Annotated in this window: 17 protein-coding genes; 7 read left to right on the forward strand and 10 right to left on the reverse strand. The window is 71.0% G+C overall.

The features are described 5' to 3' along the window. Positions 1-28: 28 nt before the first annotated feature. Positions 29-577, forward strand: a complete 549-nt coding sequence (locus tag CRP56_RS17105; protein ID WP_097264954.1) for an acyl-CoA thioesterase — start codon at positions 29-31, stop codon at positions 575-577. Positions 578-635: 58 nt separating this feature from the next. Here the strand turns inward: CRP56_RS17105 and CRP56_RS17110 are convergent, their stop codons facing one another. Beyond that, the gene (locus tag CRP56_RS17110) at positions 636-1793 is read right to left on the reverse strand and encodes an acyl-CoA dehydrogenase (protein ID WP_079311126.1); all 1158 of its coding nucleotides are present in this window, start codon (positions 1791-1793) and stop codon (positions 636-638) included. Positions 1794-1984: 191 nt separating this feature from the next. Between CRP56_RS17110 and CRP56_RS17115 the strand changes: the two genes are divergently transcribed. Further along, positions 1985-3328, forward strand: coding sequence for a UDP-glucose dehydrogenase family protein (locus tag CRP56_RS17115; RefSeq protein WP_097264956.1), 1344 nt, complete (start codon positions 1985-1987; stop codon positions 3326-3328). Positions 3329-3442: 114 nt separating this feature from the next. On the opposite strand, the gene CRP56_RS17120 is transcribed toward CRP56_RS17115, so the two are convergent. Then, entirely contained in the window at positions 3443-3943 is a 501-nt protein-coding gene (locus CRP56_RS17120) for a CGNR zinc finger domain-containing protein (protein ID WP_097264959.1), read from the reverse strand. Between the two features lie 84 nt (positions 3944-4027). Here CRP56_RS17120 and CRP56_RS17125 point away from each other — a divergent pair, with 84 nt between their 5' ends. Continuing rightward, positions 4028-4387 (forward strand): VOC family protein, encoded by a 360-nt coding sequence (locus tag CRP56_RS17125; RefSeq protein ID WP_097264961.1) that lies wholly within the window; start codon positions 4028-4030, stop codon positions 4385-4387. A 16-nt stretch (positions 4388-4403) separates the two neighbouring features. Continuing rightward, positions 4404-4811, forward strand: a complete 408-nt coding sequence (locus CRP56_RS17130; protein WP_097264963.1) for a VOC family protein — start codon at positions 4404-4406, stop codon at positions 4809-4811. Here CRP56_RS17130 and CRP56_RS17135 read toward each other — a convergent pair. Then, complete coding sequence (locus CRP56_RS17135) at positions 4794-5924, reverse strand: dipeptidase (protein ID WP_097264966.1); 1131 nt, start codon at positions 5922-5924, stop codon at positions 4794-4796. The genes CRP56_RS17130 and CRP56_RS17135 overlap by 18 nt on opposite strands. Positions 5925-6023: 99 nt before the next feature. Then, positions 6024-6383 carry a MerR family transcriptional regulator gene (locus tag CRP56_RS17140; RefSeq protein WP_097264968.1) on the reverse strand — a complete coding sequence of 120 codons (360 nt, stop codon included), beginning with the start codon at positions 6381-6383 and terminating at the stop codon, positions 6024-6026. 62 nt (positions 6384-6445) lie between these two features. Between CRP56_RS17140 and CRP56_RS17145 the strand changes: the two genes are divergently transcribed. Further along, a complete protein-coding gene (locus tag CRP56_RS17145; protein WP_097264970.1) occupies positions 6446-7585 on the forward strand; it encodes an alkene reductase in 1140 nt (379 codons plus the stop codon). Here CRP56_RS17145 and CRP56_RS17150 read toward each other — a convergent pair. Genes CRP56_RS17150 through CRP56_RS17160 form a run of 3 tightly spaced genes read right to left on the reverse strand, consistent with a single transcriptional unit; the run spans position 7534 to position 10384 of the window. Further along, positions 7534-8712: a dipeptidase gene (locus CRP56_RS17150; RefSeq protein ID WP_097264972.1), complete on the reverse strand. Its 1179-nt coding sequence runs from the start codon at positions 8710-8712 to the stop codon at positions 7534-7536. The two genes, CRP56_RS17145 and CRP56_RS17150, sit on opposite strands and share 52 nt — an antisense overlap. A 5-nt stretch (positions 8713-8717) precedes the next feature. Beyond that, positions 8718-9248 carry a 5-(carboxyamino)imidazole ribonucleotide mutase gene (gene purE, locus CRP56_RS17155; RefSeq protein WP_097264974.1) on the reverse strand — a complete coding sequence of 177 codons (531 nt, stop codon included), beginning with the start codon at positions 9246-9248 and terminating at the stop codon, positions 8718-8720. Further along, on the reverse strand, positions 9245-10384 hold the full coding sequence (locus tag CRP56_RS17160; protein ID WP_097264976.1) for a 5-(carboxyamino)imidazole ribonucleotide synthase: 1140 nt from the start codon (positions 10382-10384) through the stop codon (positions 9245-9247). The genes purE and CRP56_RS17160 overlap by 4 nt, the downstream gene beginning before the upstream one ends. A gap of 216 nt (positions 10385-10600) precedes the next feature. Between CRP56_RS17160 and CRP56_RS17165 the strand changes: the two genes are divergently transcribed. Further along, positions 10601-11104, forward strand: a complete 504-nt coding sequence (locus CRP56_RS17165) for a GtrA family protein (RefSeq protein ID WP_097264978.1) — start codon at positions 10601-10603, stop codon at positions 11102-11104. Positions 11105-11174: 70 nt separating this feature from the next. On the opposite strand, the gene CRP56_RS17170 is transcribed toward CRP56_RS17165, so the two are convergent. Both CRP56_RS17170 and CRP56_RS17175 read right to left on the reverse strand, forming a co-directional pair. Then, positions 11175-12449, reverse strand: a complete 1275-nt coding sequence (locus CRP56_RS17170; RefSeq protein ID WP_097264980.1) for an ATP-binding protein — start codon at positions 12447-12449, stop codon at positions 11175-11177. Positions 12450-12458: 9 nt separating this feature from the next. Next, entirely contained in the window at positions 12459-13136 is a 678-nt protein-coding gene (locus CRP56_RS17175) for a response regulator transcription factor (RefSeq protein ID WP_097264982.1), read from the reverse strand. Between the two features lie 326 nt (positions 13137-13462). Here CRP56_RS17175 and CRP56_RS17180 point away from each other — a divergent pair, with 326 nt between their 5' ends. Then, positions 13463-15007 (forward strand): peptide MFS transporter, encoded by a 1545-nt coding sequence (locus CRP56_RS17180; RefSeq protein WP_097264984.1) that lies wholly within the window; start codon positions 13463-13465, stop codon positions 15005-15007. Between the two features lie 95 nt (positions 15008-15102). On the opposite strand, the gene CRP56_RS47595 is transcribed toward CRP56_RS17180, so the two are convergent. Continuing rightward, positions 15103-15279: a hypothetical protein gene (locus CRP56_RS47595; protein WP_179851044.1), complete on the reverse strand. Its 177-nt coding sequence runs from the start codon at positions 15277-15279 to the stop codon at positions 15103-15105. Positions 15280-15352 lie beyond the last annotated feature (73 nt).

Raw genomic sequence — 15352 nt, forward strand, 5'->3', positions numbered from 1 at the left:
ATCGAGGCGGCGGCATAAGGTGGAGGGCATGACAGACCAGGCCCCCGCAGCGGAGTCCGACATTCCTGGCAAGCCCACGTCGGCGTCCCGCACCACCCTCAGCCACATCATGACCCACAACGACACCAACCTGCTGGGGACGGTGCACGGCGGCGTGATCATGAAGCTGGTCGACGACGCGGCGGGCGCGGTGGCCGGCCGGCACAGCGGCGGGCCCGCGGTGACCGCCTCCATGGACGAGATGGTGTTCCTGGAGCCGGTCCGGGTCGGTGACCTGGTCCATGTGAAGGCCCAGGTCAACTGGACGGGCCGGACCTCGATGGAGGTCGGGGTGCGGGTGCTGGCGGAGCGCTGGAACGAGTCGAACCCGGCGACCCAGGTCGGCTCCGCGTATCTCGTTTTCGCCGCGGTCGACGCCGACGGCAAGCCCCGCGTGGTGCCGCCGGTGATCCCGGAGACGGAGAAGGACAAGCGCCGCTACCAGGAGGCCCAGATCCGCCGCACCCACCGGCTGGCCCGCCGCCGCGCGATCATGGAGCTGCGCGAGAAGCGGGCCGCGGAGGGGTTCGAGGACTGACACCGGCGGACGGAAAAGGGGCGCCCGGAGATCCGGGCGCCCCTTTCTCCTTCGGCCGTTACGGCAGGTTGCGCGCCATGACGATGCGCTGGACCTGGTTCGTGCCCTCGTAGATCTGCGTGATCTTGGCGTCGCGCATCATGCGCTCCACCGGGTAGTCACGGGTGTAGCCGTAGCCGCCCAGCAGCTGGACCGCGTCCGTGGTGACCTCCATCGCCACGTCCGAGGCGAAGCACTTGGCCGCCGCGCCCTGGAAGGTGAGGTCCTTGTCGCCGCGCTCGGAGGCGGCCGCGGCCTGGTAGGTCAGGGCGCGGGCGGCGGCGATCTTCATGGCCATGTCGGCGAGCATGAACTGGATGCCCTGGAAGTCGGCGATGGCCTTGCCGAACTGCTTGCGCTCCTGGACGTAGCCCTTGGCGTAGTCGAGGGCGCCCTGGGCGACACCGAGGGCCTGGGCCGCGATGGTGATGCGGGTGTGGTCCAGGGTCTTCATCGCCGTGGCGAAGCCGGTGCCCTCCTCGCCGATCATGCGGTCGGCGGGGATGCGGACGTTGTCGAGGTAGACCTCGCGGGTCGGGGAGCCCTTGATGCCGAGCTTCTTCTCCGGGGCGCCGAAGGAGACGCCCTCGTCGGACTTCTCGACGACGAACGCCGAGATTCCCTTGGAGCGCTTCTCGGGGTCGGTCACGGCCATGACCGTGTAGTACTCGGACTCGCCCGCGTTGGTGATCCAGCGCTTCACGCCGTTGAGGATCCAGTGGTCGCCGTCACGGACCGCGCGGGTCTTCATGCCGGCCGCGTCGGAACCCGCGTCGGGCTCGGAGAGGCAGTACGAGAACATCGCGTCGCCCTTGGCGAGCGGCGTCATGTACTTCTTCTTCAGCTCCTCGGAGCCGGAGAGGATCACCGGGAGCGAGCCCAGCTTGTTCACCGCGGGGATCAGGGAGGAGCTCACGCAGACGCGCGCGACCTCCTCGATCACGATCACCGTGGCCAGCGCGTCCGCGCCGGCGCCGCCGTACTCCTCGGGCACGTGAACGGCGTGCAGGTCGTTCGCGACCAGCGCCTCGAGGGCCTCGCGCGGGAAGCGGGCCTCCTCGTCCACCGCGGCGGCGTACGGCGCGATCTTCGCCTCGGCCAGCGAGCGGATGGCGTCCCTGAGCATGTCGTGCTCCTCGGACGGGCGGTACAGGTCGAAGTCAGCCGATCCGGCCAAGGTGTCTCACGCTCCCAGTGCGCTGCGGTGGTCGACGCTAATTACCGTTAAGTAACTCAAATTTTAGAGGCCCGCCCACGGGACGGATACGTGAGCTTGGCGACAGGGGGGAAGGCTGCCCGACGTGGGGCGCTTCCACGCCCCGACTATGCTCGGGCAGCGCACCCAAGCCGTCCACCCCTGGAGCACCCATGGCCCTCAAGATCACCGTGATCGGCACCGGCTATCTCGGCGCCACGCACGCGGCGGCGATGGCCGAGCTCGGTTTCGAGGTGCTGGGCCTGGACGTCGTACCCGAGAAGATCGCCATGCTCCAGCGCGGCGAGGCCCCGATGTTCGAGCCCGGCCTGGAGGAGCTGCTGCGCAAGCACGTCGCCGGGATCGAGGGGTCCAGCGGGCGGCTGCGCTTCACCCAGGACTGGGCCGAGGTCGGTGCCTTCGGCGATGTCCACTTCCTGTGCATCAACACCCCGCAGAAGCACGGCGAGTACGCGTGCGACATGTCGTACGTCGATTCCGCGATCGCCTCGCTGGCGCCGCACCTGACCGGGCCCGCGCTGGTCGTCGGCAAGTCGACCGTGCCCGTCGGCTCCGCCGACCGGCTGGCCCGTTACCTCGCCGACCACTCCCCCGCCGGGGCCGACGCCGAGCTGGCCTGGAACCCCGAGTTCCTGCGGGAGGGCTTCGCCGTGCAGGACACGCTGCACCCGGACCGGATCGTGGTCGGGGTGCGCAGCGAGCGGGCCGAGAAGCTGCTGCGCGAGGTGTACGCGACGCCGCTGTCGGAGGGCACGCCGTTCGTCGTCACCGACTTCCCCACCGCCGAGCTGGTGAAGACCTCGGCGAACTCCTTCCTCGCCACCAAGATCTCCTTCATCAACGCGATGGCGGAGATGTGCGAGGCCTCGGGCGGCGATGTCGCCAAGCTGGCGGAGGCGATCGGGTACGACGACCGGATCGGCCGGAAGTTCCTGCGGGCCGGCATCGGCTTCGGCGGCGGCTGTCTGCCCAAGGACATCCGCGCCTTCATGGCGCGCGCCGGTGAGCTGGGGGCCGACCAGGCGCTGACCTTCCTCCGGGAGATCGACTCGATCAACATGCGCCAGCGCGGGCAGATGGTGGAGCTGGCGCGGGAGGCGCTGGGCGGCGGGCCGTTCCTCGGCAAGCGGGTCGCGGTGCTCGGTGCCACCTTCAAGCCCGACACGGACGACGTCCGGGACTCGCCCGCGCTGAACGTGGCCGGGCAGATCCACCTCCAGGGCGGACAGGTGACCGTCTACGACCCGATGGGCATGGACAACGCCCGCCGGGTCTTCCCGACCCTCGGCTACGCCGACACCGCCGTGGAGGCGGTCCGGGGCGCCGACGTCGTCCTGCATCTGACGGAGTGGCGGGAGTTCCGCGAGCTGGACCCGGCGGCGCTCGGCGAGGCCGCGGCGGTGCGGCTGATCCTGGACGGGCGCAACAGTCTCGACCCGGTGCTGTGGCGGAAGGCCGGGTGGACGTACCGGGCGATGGGGCGTCCCACCGCCTGATCCCCTCTCCTGAAAAGCTTCTGAAGAAGGCGACGCCGGTTCGGCCGAGGCTCAGTCGGCCGAACCGGCGTCTTGTTGCATTCTGCACCACCGGCCTGTGCGGCATCCGGCGAACTACTTGGCCCGGTAGCGCCGCATCTTCGCGCGCGCCCCGCACACCTGCATCGAGCACCAGCGACCGCGTCCCGCCGGGCTGCGGTCGTAGTACGCCCAGTGGCAGGTGGGGGCCTCGCAGGACTTGAGGCGCAGCCAGGTGCCCGCGATCAGGGCCTCCGCGACGGCCGCGGCGACCCGGGCGTGCAGGCGTCCCGCGTCGGCGGGGGCGAGGGCGGCGGAGCCGTCGGTCGCGTCGACCGTCACGCGCAGGGGCGCCCCGGCCAGCAGCTCGCCCAGGGGCGTGACCGAGGCGTGCGCCGGATGGCCCGCGTGGGCCAGCAGTGCCGCCCGCAGCGACTCCCGCAGCTCGCGGGCTCCCGGCACCTCCCCCTCCGTGAGCCCGAAGCGCGCCCGCCCGTCCGCGGTGTCGAGGGCGTCGGCGCCCGACTCGATGTCCAGCGTGTTCACCAGCGACTCGACCAGCGCCAGGCTGCCCGGGGCGGCCGATCTCTCACTCATGCTTGCGACGTTACCTCTTATGGGGGAGTATGCGGTAACCGCGTTACTCGTTGACCGCTCCTACAGGTAACACCGGAGGAAGTCATGGCTCTCGCCAAGCTGGGCGTCGTCGTCCTGGACTGTCCCGACCCCCGCGCACTGGCCGGTTTCTACGCCGAGGTGCTGGGCGGCACGGTGGAGGGGGACGGGGAGTGGGTGGATGTGAAGGTGCCCGGCGGGCAGTCGCTGGCGTTCCAGGCCGCGCCCGGCCACACCCCGCCGCAGTGGCCGTCGTCGGACCACTCCCAGCAGTTCCACCTCGACCTGACCGTGGAGGACCTGGACGCCGCCGAGAAGGAGGTCCTGGCGCTCGGCGCGAAGACCCTGGACGCGGCCGACCGCACCCGCGGCTGGCGTGTGTACGCCGACCCGGCCGGGCACCCGTTCTGTCTGTGCGCCTGCTGAGCCGGGAGGTAACCCGATGACCGCCGTGACCCGCTTCCGTTCCGTCGTCCTCGACTGCCCCGACGCGCGGGCGCTCGCCCGGTTCTACGCCGGGGTGCTGGGCGGCACCCCCCAGGACGACGATCCCGAGTGGGTGGTGCTCGACGTGCCGGGCGGTCCCCGGCTCTGCTTCCAGCGGGCCGAGGGGTACACCCCGCCGGAGTGGCCGCGCGCGGACCGCAACTCGCAGCAGTTCCACCTCGACTTCGACGCGGGGTCGACGTGGGAGGAGGTCGAGGAGGCGGAGAAGAAGGTGCTGGCGCTCGGCGCGCGGCCGCTGCACGCGGCGGACAAGGAGGACTTCCGGGTGTACGCCGATCCGGCGGGGCATCCCTTCTGCCTCTGCCGGATCGACCCGCACCGGCGACTACCCGTCCAGGTCTGAGATCTTCGCCGTCGACGGCTCGCGTCGCTCCCGGGCGGCGCGGGCCGTGAAGTCCGCGCTGCGCAGGACGCGTTGGACGTTGCCCCAGGTCAGCAGGGCGATGTCGGACTCGGACCAGTCGCGGCGCAGGAGCTCGGCGACGAGGTGGGGGTAGCAGGAGGCGTCGGCGAGGTCCTGCGGGTGGGCGGTGCCGGCGTCGTAGGTGCCGGACAGGCCGACGCACTCAGGACCGGCGACGGCGCGGACGTGGTCGAGGTGGTCGGCCACGTCCCGCACGTTCGGGCCGGTCTGCTCGGCGGTGAGCGGCACCATGCACAGGCCCTTGGCGGCGCCCAGCTCGGTGAGCAGGTCGTCGGGGAGGTTGGCGGGGTGCGGGCGCAGGGCGCGGGCGGCGGAGCGGGTGCACAGCAGCGGCGCCTTGGAGACGGCGAGCGCGCGGCGGACGGTGTCCGCGGAGGCGCCGGAGAGGTCGGCGAGGACGCCGAGCCGGTTCATCTCGCGCAGCACCTCCTCGCCGAACCGGGTGAGGCCCGCCTCGCTCGCCCAGGAGGCGCCGGACAGGGTGAGGGCGCGCAGGCCGAGAGCGCGCAGCGAGCGCAGGATGCCGAGGGAGTCGCCGAGGGCGGCGGCACCGGCGGGGCCGAGCAGGACGGCGGCGCGGCCGCAGTGCCGTACGTCGGCCATCTCGCCGGCGGTGTGGGCGAGCCGGAGGCCCTCCGGATGGGCCCCGACGACCGTCTTCACCAGGTCCAGCTGTTCCAGGGTGGCGCCCACGGCACGGTCCCCGCCGATGCTCTCGGGCAGGTGCAGCGACCAGAACAGGGCGCCCACGTGGCCCTCGCGCAGCCGGGGCACGTCCGTGTCGACGGCGCTCTCGCCGAGTTCGAGGTCGAACCAGGACAGGTGCCGCAGGGCCCAGGGCAGTCCGCTGTAGCCGTCGGCGACGGGGTGCGCGGCGAGGATGGCGTGCGCCCGCTCCAGGGGCTCGGTGTCCGGGTCGGAGACGGGCGTGTAGGACTGCGCCGCCTCCACCGTCTCCGCGAACGGGTCGGGCAGCTCGTCGAGCGCGCCGACCTCGGTCGTCGTGTGCAGTTCGTCCTGGAGATCTGCCATGGCGGGGCTCCGTACGTCGTGGTCGGCGACATGATCAGCAGTACCGTCACCGTCGCACGGGGCGCGGGGGGCTTCCTGGTGGGTGGGGCGTTCGGCGTACTAGTCGACCTGGGCGGCCTGGATGACCTCGTCCAGCGTGTCGCGGGAGCGGACCAGGTCGGCGATCATGCGGTCGATGCGGTCGCGTTCGGCGGTGAGGTCGGCGACGAGGCGTGGGGTGGCGACGGTGGAGGGGCCGCCGTCCTGGTCGCGCATGCAGGGGAGCAGCTGGCGGATCTTGTCGCTGTGCAGGCCGGCCGCGTACAGCTCCTGGATCCGGATGACGCGGTCCACGGCCGCCTCGGGGTAGTCCCGGTGGCCGCCCGGCGTGCGGTCGGCGGCGAGCAGGCCCTGAGTCTCGTAGTAGCGCAGCGAGCGTTCGCTGACGCCGGTCCGCCCGGCGAGTTCACCGATCCGCATCCCTGCCACCGCCTCCGAACGGGCTTGAATCTGACATCAGTGTCAAGTTCTACCGTCCCGGCATGACGAACTCAACGGACTTCCTCGCCCCGGCCCGCCTCGGCCGCCTCGCCCTCCCCCACCACCTCGTGATGGCCCCGCTCACCCGCAATCGCGCGGAGGCCGACGGCACCCCGACCGACCTGATGGTCACCCACTACGCCCAGCGCGCCTCCGCCGGTCTGATCATCGGCGAGGCGGCGACGCCCAACGCGGTCGGGCAGACGTACCCGAACATCACCGCGATCCACACCGACCGGCACGTCGAGGGCTGGCGGCGGGTCACCGGGGCCGTGCGGGCGGCAGGCGGGCGGATGTTCCTCCAGCTCCAGCACGGCGGGCGGGTCAGTCACCCGGAGACCACCGGGCTGCACCCCGTCGCCCCCTCCTCCGTCCCGCTCCCGGAGACGATCTTCACCCCGCGCGGGCACCAGCCGGCCGTCGTGCCGCGGGAGATGGGCCTCGACGACATCCGCGCCACCGCCGCCGACTTCGCCGCGGCCGCGCGCCGGGCCGTCGAGGCGGGGTTCGAGGGGGTGGAGGTGCACTCGGCCAACGGGCATCTGCTGCACCAGTTCCTGGCGGCGAACACCAACCGCAGGACGGACGCGTACGGCGGCCCCGTGGCGCGCAGGGTGCGGTTCACCGTGGAGGTCACCGAGGCGGTCGCGGACGCGATCGGCGCCGACCGGGTGGGCGTACGGGTCTCCCCCGGCGGCACGGTCAACGGCATCGTCGAGGAGGACACCGACACCCTCTACCCGGCGCTGGTGGCCCGTCTGAAGGAGCTGGGCCTCGCCTATCTGCACCTCGTGCACGCCGACCCGGCGACCGACTGGTACCGCCGCATCCGCGCCGACTGGCCCGGCACCCTGATCGGCAACCCGGTGCTGACCGGCCTCACCACCGAGGCGGTCACCCGGGCCGCGCGGGACATGCTGGCCGCGGGCGCCGACCTGGTGGCCCTCGGGCGGCCGTTCCTCGCCAACCCCGACCTGGTGGACCGGCTGCGGCTCGGGGCGCCCCTGAACCCCGTACGGGACCGGTACCTGATGTACGTGGGCGGGGCGGCCGGCTACACCGACTACCCCGCCCTGCACGAGACCGGCGCTCAGCCGTCCAGTGACTCGATCGTCGCGTTGGACGGGCCGCGCGTCGCCTGAAGGTCCCGGGCCACGTCCTCGGCCGCGCCCAGCACCCGCACCGAGTTCTGCCAGGTCAGCTTGGCCAGATCCGCCTTGGACCAGCCGCGGTCGAGGAGCTCGGCGATCAGGTTCGGGTAGCCCGACACGTCGTCCAGGCCGTCCGGGGTGAACGCCGTGCCGTCGTAGTCGCCGCCGATGCCGAGGTGGTCGATGCCCGCGACCTCGCGCATGTGGTCGAGGTGGTCGGCGACGGTCGCTGCGGTGGCGACCGGGCGCGGGTGCCGCTCCTCGAAGGCGCGGTGCACCTTCATCGCCTCGGGGGTGGTGTCCAGGTGGTGGAGGCCGTGCTCGCGCATGTTCTCGTCGGCCGCCGCCGTCCAGTCCACGGCCGCCTGGAGGACGAACTTCGGCACGAACGTCACCATCGCGACCCCGCCGTTGGCGGGCAGACGCTCCAGGACGTCGTCGGGGATGTTGCGCGGATGGTCGCAGACCGCCCGGGACGAGGAGTGCGAGAAGATCACCGGCGCCCGGCTGGCGTCCAGCGCGTCCCGCATGGTCGTCGCCGCCACATGGGAGAGGTCGACGAGCATGCCCTCGCGGTTCATCTCCCCCACGACCGCCCGCCCGAAGGCCGTGAGGCCGCCGGCGTTCGGCTCGTCGGTCGCCGAGTCCGCCCAGTCGTTGTTGTAGTTGTGGGTGAGGGTCATGTAGCGGACGCCGAGCGCGTACAACGCGCGTAGCGTCGCGAGCGAGTTGGCGATCGAGTGGCCGCCCTCGGCCCCCATGAGGGAGGCGATACGGCCCTCCGACCGCGCCGCCTCCATGTCCGCCGCGGTCAGCGCGGCCCGCAGGTCGGCCGGGTGCCGGTCGATCAACTGCCGTACGCAGTCGATCTGTTCCAGCGTCATCGGCACCGCGTCGGGCAGGTCCGCGCGGACGTACACCGACCAGTACTGCGCCCCGACCCCGCCGGCCCGCAGCCGGGCGAGGTCGGTGTGCAGATGGGCGCTCTGGTCGGTGGCGATGTCACGGGCGTCGAGGTCGTAGCGGACCTGTTCGCGCAGGGCCCAGGGCAGGTCGTTGTGGCCGTCGACGACCGGGAACTCGGCGAGGAGTTCCCGGGCGGTGTCCAGCGAGGACATGGCCGTCACTTCCCCGAACCGAAGCCGAAGCCGCCGCCGGCCCCCTCGACCTTGGCGCGCAGCCGCTTGCCCTTCTCGGTGGCCTGGTCGTTGAGTTCCTGCTGGAACTCCCGCATGCGGCCGAGGAGTTCCTCGTCGGAGGTGGCGAGGATACGGGCCGCGAGGAGCCCGGCGTTGCGGGCGCCGGCCACGGAGACGGTCGCGACGGGCACGCCGGCCGGCATCTGCACGATCGACAGCAGGGAGTCCATGCCGTCGAGGTACTTCAGCGGCACGGGCACGCCGATGACCGGCAGCGGGGTGACGGAGGCGAGCATGCCGGGGAGGTGGGCGGCGCCGCCCGCACCCGCGATGATCACCTTGATGCCGCGCCCGGCCGCCTCCTCGCCGTACGCGACCATCTCGCGCGGCATGCGGTGGGCGGAGACGACGTCGACCTCGTACTCGATCTCGAACTCGTCGAGGGCCTGGGCGGCGGCCTCCATGACGGGCCAGTCGCTGTCCGACCCCATGACGATGCCTACGACAGGGCTCATTCGGTGATGGTGCCTCTCAGGTAACCGGCAGCGTGACGTGCGCGCTCCAGCACGTCGTCCAGGTCGTCGCCGTAGGTGTTGACGTGGCCGACCTTGCGGCCGGGCTTCACGTCCTTGCCGTACATGTGGATCTTGAGCTGGGGGTCGCGGGCCATGCAGTGCAGGTACGCGGAGTACATGTCCGGGTAGTCGCCGCCGAGGACGTTGACCATGACCGTCCACTTCGCGCGCGGGCGCGGGTCGCCGAGCGGCAGGTCGAGGACGGCCCGGACGTGGTTGGCGAACTGGCTGGTGATCGCGCCGTCCATCGACCAGTGGCCGCTGTTGTGCGGGCGCATCGCCAGCTCGTTGACGAGGATGCGGCCGTCGCGGGTCTGGAACAGCTCGACGGCGAGGTGGCCGACGACGCCCAGTTCCTTGGCGATGGTCAGCGCCATCTCCTCGGCCTCCAGCGCGAGCGCCGGGTCCAGGTCGGGGGCCGGGGCGATCACGGTGTCGCAGACGCCGCCCACCTGCTGGGACTCGACCACGGGGTAGGCGACGGCCTGGCCGTGCGGGGAGCGGACGACGTTGGCGGCGAGCTCGCGGACGTAGTCGACCTTCTCCTCGGCGAGGACGGGCACACCGGCCCGGAAGGGGTCCTCGGCCTCCTCGACGGAGTCGACGACCCACACGCCCTTGCCGTCGTAGCCGCCGCGGACGGTCTTCAACACGACCGGGAAGCCATCGCCCTCTTCCGCGAAGGCGGCCACATCGGCCGGGTCGCTCACGATCCGGTGCCGTGGGCACGGCACCCCGATCGCGTCGAGCCGCGCCCGCATCACGCCCTTGTCCTGGGCGTGCACGAGAGCGTCGGGGCCGGGGCGCACGGGGATGCCGTCCGCCTCCAGAGCCCTGAGGTGCTCGGTGGGTACGTGTTCGTGATCGAAGGTGATCACGTCGCAGCCCCTCGCGAACTCACGCAGCGTGTCGAGATCGCGATAGTCGCCGATGACGACATCGCTCACGACCTGCGCCGCGGAGTCCTGAGGGGTGTCACTGAGGAGCTTGAACCTGATGCCGAGCGGGATGCCTGCCTCGTGTGTCATACGCGCGAGCTGGCCCCCGCCGACCATGCCGACTACCGGGAACGTCACGCTCCTAGGGTATCGGCCACGCCACGGCGGCCGGTTTCCGCTCCTGTTCCGCCCGCTTCGTGCCTGCTTTCCGCCCGGTTTTCCCCGCTCATACCAGCTTCTTTACGGCCGCATACGTCTGCCCGCAGGCAACTGGCAGGGGGGATGGTTAGCATGGCTGGGTTGACGAAACCGACCGACGTCGACGAAACCGACCGACTGGGGGCCTGTACTTCCATGGGACGTGGTTCCTCAGGGCTGCGCAGGCTCGTGCACGAGATCGCCAAGTTCGGCGCCGTGGGCGGTGCGGGACTGCTCGTCAACCTGCTCGTCTTCAACCTGGTACGGCACACCACCGACCTCCAGGTGGTGCGCGCCAGCGTGATCGCGACGGTCGTCGCGATCGTCTCGAACTACATCGGCTTCCGCTACTTCACGTACCGCGACCGCGACAAGAGCGGCCGTACGAAGGAGCTGACGCTGTTCCTGCTGTTCAGCGCGGTCGGCCTGGTGATCGAGAACGGCGTGCTGTACGTGGCGACGTACGGCTTCGGCTGGGACAGCCCGCTGGAGAGCAACGTCTTCAAGTTCCTCGGCATCGGCATCGCGACGCTGTTCCGCTTCTGGTCGTACCGCACGTGGGTGTTCAAGGCCCTGCCGGCGCCGGAGCTGGTGGCGAGCGCGGAGCAGATCGTGGCGGAGGCGGAACGCAGGCCGCGTTCCGAGCAAAGGGTCAGCTGACGTCCCTGAGGGGCGCGGGGAACTGCGCGACCAGCCACGACGGCGCCGCACCTGCCACACAACACAAGCCCTATCGGACCGTGGGCTCCTGGTCGTCCAGCGTCGGCTTCTTCAGGGGCGTACGCGACAGGAACAGCCCGAACACCGCCGGCTGCGCCTGAAGCATCTCCAGGCGCCCCCCGTCCGCCTCGGCGAGGTCACGCGCGACCGCCAGTCCGATGCCCGTGGAGTTGCGCCCGCTGATCGTCCGCTCGAAGATCCGCGCGCCCAGGTCGGCCGGCACCCCGGGGCCCTCGTCGGTGACCTCGATGACCGCCTGGTTGCCGGTGACGCGCGTGCGCAGCGCCACCGTGCCGCCGCCGTGCATGAGCGAGTTCTCGATGAGCGCCGCCAGCACCTGCGCGACCGCGCCCGGCGTGCCGACCGCCCGCAGATGCCGTTTGCCGGAGCTGACGATGGCCCGGCCCGCGCTGCGGTAGGCAGGGCGCCACTCGGCGAGCTGCTGCTGGATGACCTCGTCGAGGTCGAAGGAGACGGCGGAGCCGGTGCGGGGGTCGCGGGCGTTGGTGAGCAGCCGCTCGACGACGTCCGTCAGCCGCTCGACCTGCGTGAGCGCGATCGTCGCCTCCTCCTTCACCGTGTCCGGATCGTCGGTGAGGGTGATCTCCTCCAGGCGCATGGACAGCGCGGTCAGCGGGGTGCGCAGCTGGTGGGAGGCGTCGGCGGCGAGGCGCCGCTCGGCGGTGAGCATACGGGCGATGCGCTCGGCGGAGCCGTCGAGGACGTCGGCGACCCGGTCCAGCTCGGGGACGCCGTAGCGCTTGTGCCGGGGCCGCGGGTCGCCGGAGCCGAGCCGCTCGGCCGTCTCGGCGAGGTCGGTCAGCGGCGAGGCCAGCTTGTTGGCCTGTCGTACGGCCAGCAGCACGGCGGCGATCACCGCGAGCAGCGCCACCGCGCCGATGATCAGCAGGGTGCGGCCGACCTCCCGGGTGACGGACGAGCGCGGCTCCTGGACGGTGACCGTCTCGCCCTCCTCGCCCTTCTCGGTGGAGCTGATGACGTCACCGGTGAGCTTGGCGCCGACCTCGATGACCGGCTCGCCGGGGATGTGGATCTCGGCGTACCGCTCCCCCGTGACCTGCTCCTTCAGCACCTCCGCGTCGACGGTCTGCTCGCCGAGCAGCCGGCTGTCGACGATGCTGGCCAGCCGGACCGCCTCGGAGTCGACGCGTTCCTGGGCGCTGTTGCTGATGGTCCGGGTCTCGACGATGACGAGCGAGACCCCGAACACGGCGATGACGACGAGGACGACGGCGAGCGTCGACTGGATCAGGCGGCGGCGCACGAGGGTCGGCTAGCTCTTCTCGAAGCGGAAGCCGACACCGCGCACGGTGGCGATGTAGCGGGGGTTCGCCGCGTCGTCGCCGAGCTTCTTGCGCAGCCAGGAGATGTGCATGTCGAGGGTCTTGGTGGAGGACCACCAGGTGGTGTCCCAGACCTCGCGCATCAGCTGGTCGCGGGTGACGACCCGGCCCGCGTCGCGCACGAGGACGCGCAGCAGGTCGAACTCCTTCGCGGTGAGCTGGAGCTCCTCGTCGCCCATCCAGGCGCGGTGCGACTCGACGTCGATCCGCACACCGTGGGTGGCCGGCGGCTGCGCGGGCTCGGTGGCGCCGCGCCGCAGCAGGGCCCGGACCCGGGCGAGCAGTTCGGCGAGGCGGAAGGGCTTGGTGACGTAGTCGTCGGCGCCCGCGTCCAGACCGACGACGGTGTCCACCTCGTCGGCGCGCGCGGTCAGGATGAGGATCGGCACGGCGTGGCCCTCGGCGCGCAGCCGGCGGGCGACCTCCAGGCCGTCCATGCCGGGCAGACCCAGGTCGAGCACGACCAGGTCGACACCGCCCTGCATTCCGGCGTCGAGTGCGGTGGGGCCGTCCTCACGCACCTCGACCTCGTACCCTTCCCGGCGCAGGGCGCGGGCCAGCGGCTCCGAGATGGACGCATCGTCCTCGGCGAGCAGTACACGGGTCATGAGCTGATGGTAGACCGCGGAATGCAGATGCTGGGGTGTGATCGCAAGCGCGTGATTCTTACCATGGGGCGTTCTGGTACGAACCTAAGTACCAGAGGTGAGAGCCTGGTGAGAGCCTGGGAAAAGGTGTGCAGGGTTCCCTTGACACCTGTGATCCATCTCTCAAGTCCTTCCATTTCCGGCACTGTCCTGCCGTATGGTGAAAGACGCCTTTTGCAGCACGGGGACCTTTGGCAGAGCAGTTCACGCTGAAGGTCTCTTTTGTGTGCGGGCCGGCCACCGCCAGCCTTGACACGTTGCGCGCCCCCACCAGCAAGGAACGACCAATGGCGTCCAGCCTGACGAAGGACTCGACCCGCCCGGGCACCCCCGGCACCGGCACCGAGAAGACCTTCTTCGGCCACCCTCGCGGACTGGCCACCCTCTTCATGACGGAGATGTGGGAGCGTTTCTCCTACTACGGCATGAAAGCCCTGCTCACCGTCTACCTGCTCTCCGGCGGCCCCGATGCCGGCAAGGGGAGCATGGGCGGCGGCCTGGCCATGGACGTGGCCACCACCACGGTGATCGTCTCCGTCTACTCGGCGATGGTGTACCTGCTCGCCATGCCCGGCGGCTGGCTCGGCGACCGCGTCTGGGGCCCCCGCAAGACGGTGGCCATCGCGGCCGTGACGATCATGGCCGGCCACATCACGCTCGCGCTGCCCGGCGGCCAGGCCCCGTTCTTCGCGGGTCTGGCGCTGGTCGCGGCCGGTTCCGGTCTGCTCAAGGCCAACATCTCCACGATGGTGGGCCACCTGTACGACGGTCCGGACGACCCGCGCCGTGACGGCGGCTTCACGATCTTCTACATGGGCATCAACGCGGGCGCCTTCTTCGCCCCGCTGGCGATCGGCACCGTCGGCCAGAAGGTCAGCTGGCACCTCGGCTTCGGCATGGCCGCGGTCGGCATGGCCATCGGCCTGGTTGCGTTCCTGCTCGGCACCCGCAACCTGAGCCCGCAGAGCAGTGTCGTGCCCAAGCCGCTGGCGGCCGAAGAGCGGGCGTCGTGGCTGCGCAAGGGCCTGACCTGGGTGATCATCGCGACCGTCTTCTACGGCGTCGTCGGCTTCACCGGCCACTTCACCCTGAACTGGGCGATGATCCCGCTCACGGTCATCGGCCTGGTCGTCCCCGCGGGTGTGCTGCTGCGCATCAAGCGGGACAAGGAACTCTCGGCCACCGAGCAGTCGAAGATGACCGGCTACATCTGGTTCTTCGTCGCGGCCGCCGTGTTCTGGATGATCTACGACCAGGGCGCGTCCACCGTGCAGGCGTTCGGTGAGGGCAAGGCGGCGACCTCGCTGCTCGGCTTCGACTTCCCGACCTCCTGGTACCAATCGCTGAACCCGCTGTTCATCATGGCCCTCGCCCCGGTCTTCGCCTTCGTCTGGGTGTGGCTCAACCGCCAGGGCAAGGAGCCCAGCACCATCGTGAAGTTCTCGATGGGTCTGGTCCTGATCGGCGTCTCGTTCTTCTTCTTCCTGATCCCGCTCACCATGGCGGCCGACGGGACCGCGGTCAGCCCGATGTGGCTGGTGGGCATCTACTTCATCCAGACCGTGGGTGAGCTGTGCCTGTCCCCGGTCGGCCTGTCGGTGACGACGAAGATGGCCCCGGCCAAGTACGCCAGCCAGATGATGGGCGTGTGGTTCCTCGCGGTGACCGCGGGCGACTCGGTCACCAGCCTGCTGTCCAACCCGGCCATCGCCGGCGTCGACCTGAGCGGCACGCCCGCGGTGTTCGGAGAGGCGGCGCTCGCCGCCCTCGCGGGCTTCGCGGTGTGGATGTACCGGCGGAAGGTGAAGTCGCTGATGGGCGACGTGCACTGACGCTCCCGTCCACAACGGGCCGGGCAGACATGCAGTGAGAGGGCCGCCGCACCACGCGGGTGCGGCGGCCCTCTCGTCCGTGCACGGCTGCGGCCTCAGGCCTTGGTCTCGACCGACCAGGAGCGGGTGAAGCTGCTGAAGCCGCACATCACCGTCGACTTCTTGGTGGCGGGCGGCGCGCTCGCGGCCGTTCTCACGGCGACCGGCACCGGCCTGGCCACGGCGGGGACGGCCGAGGCGGCGGCGGGTCGTGCAATTGCTTGCTTGCTCACGTGATCCCGGAGGGCGCTATGCCATCCGTGATCTTGCAGGCAAACGCGCCGTCGGCGCCCTCGTGCGAGAGCA

This window comes from Streptomyces sp. TLI_55 (genome assembly GCF_900206255.1).
Taxonomy (GTDB): Bacteria; Actinomycetota; Actinomycetes; order Streptomycetales; family Streptomycetaceae; genus Streptomyces; species Streptomyces aquilus.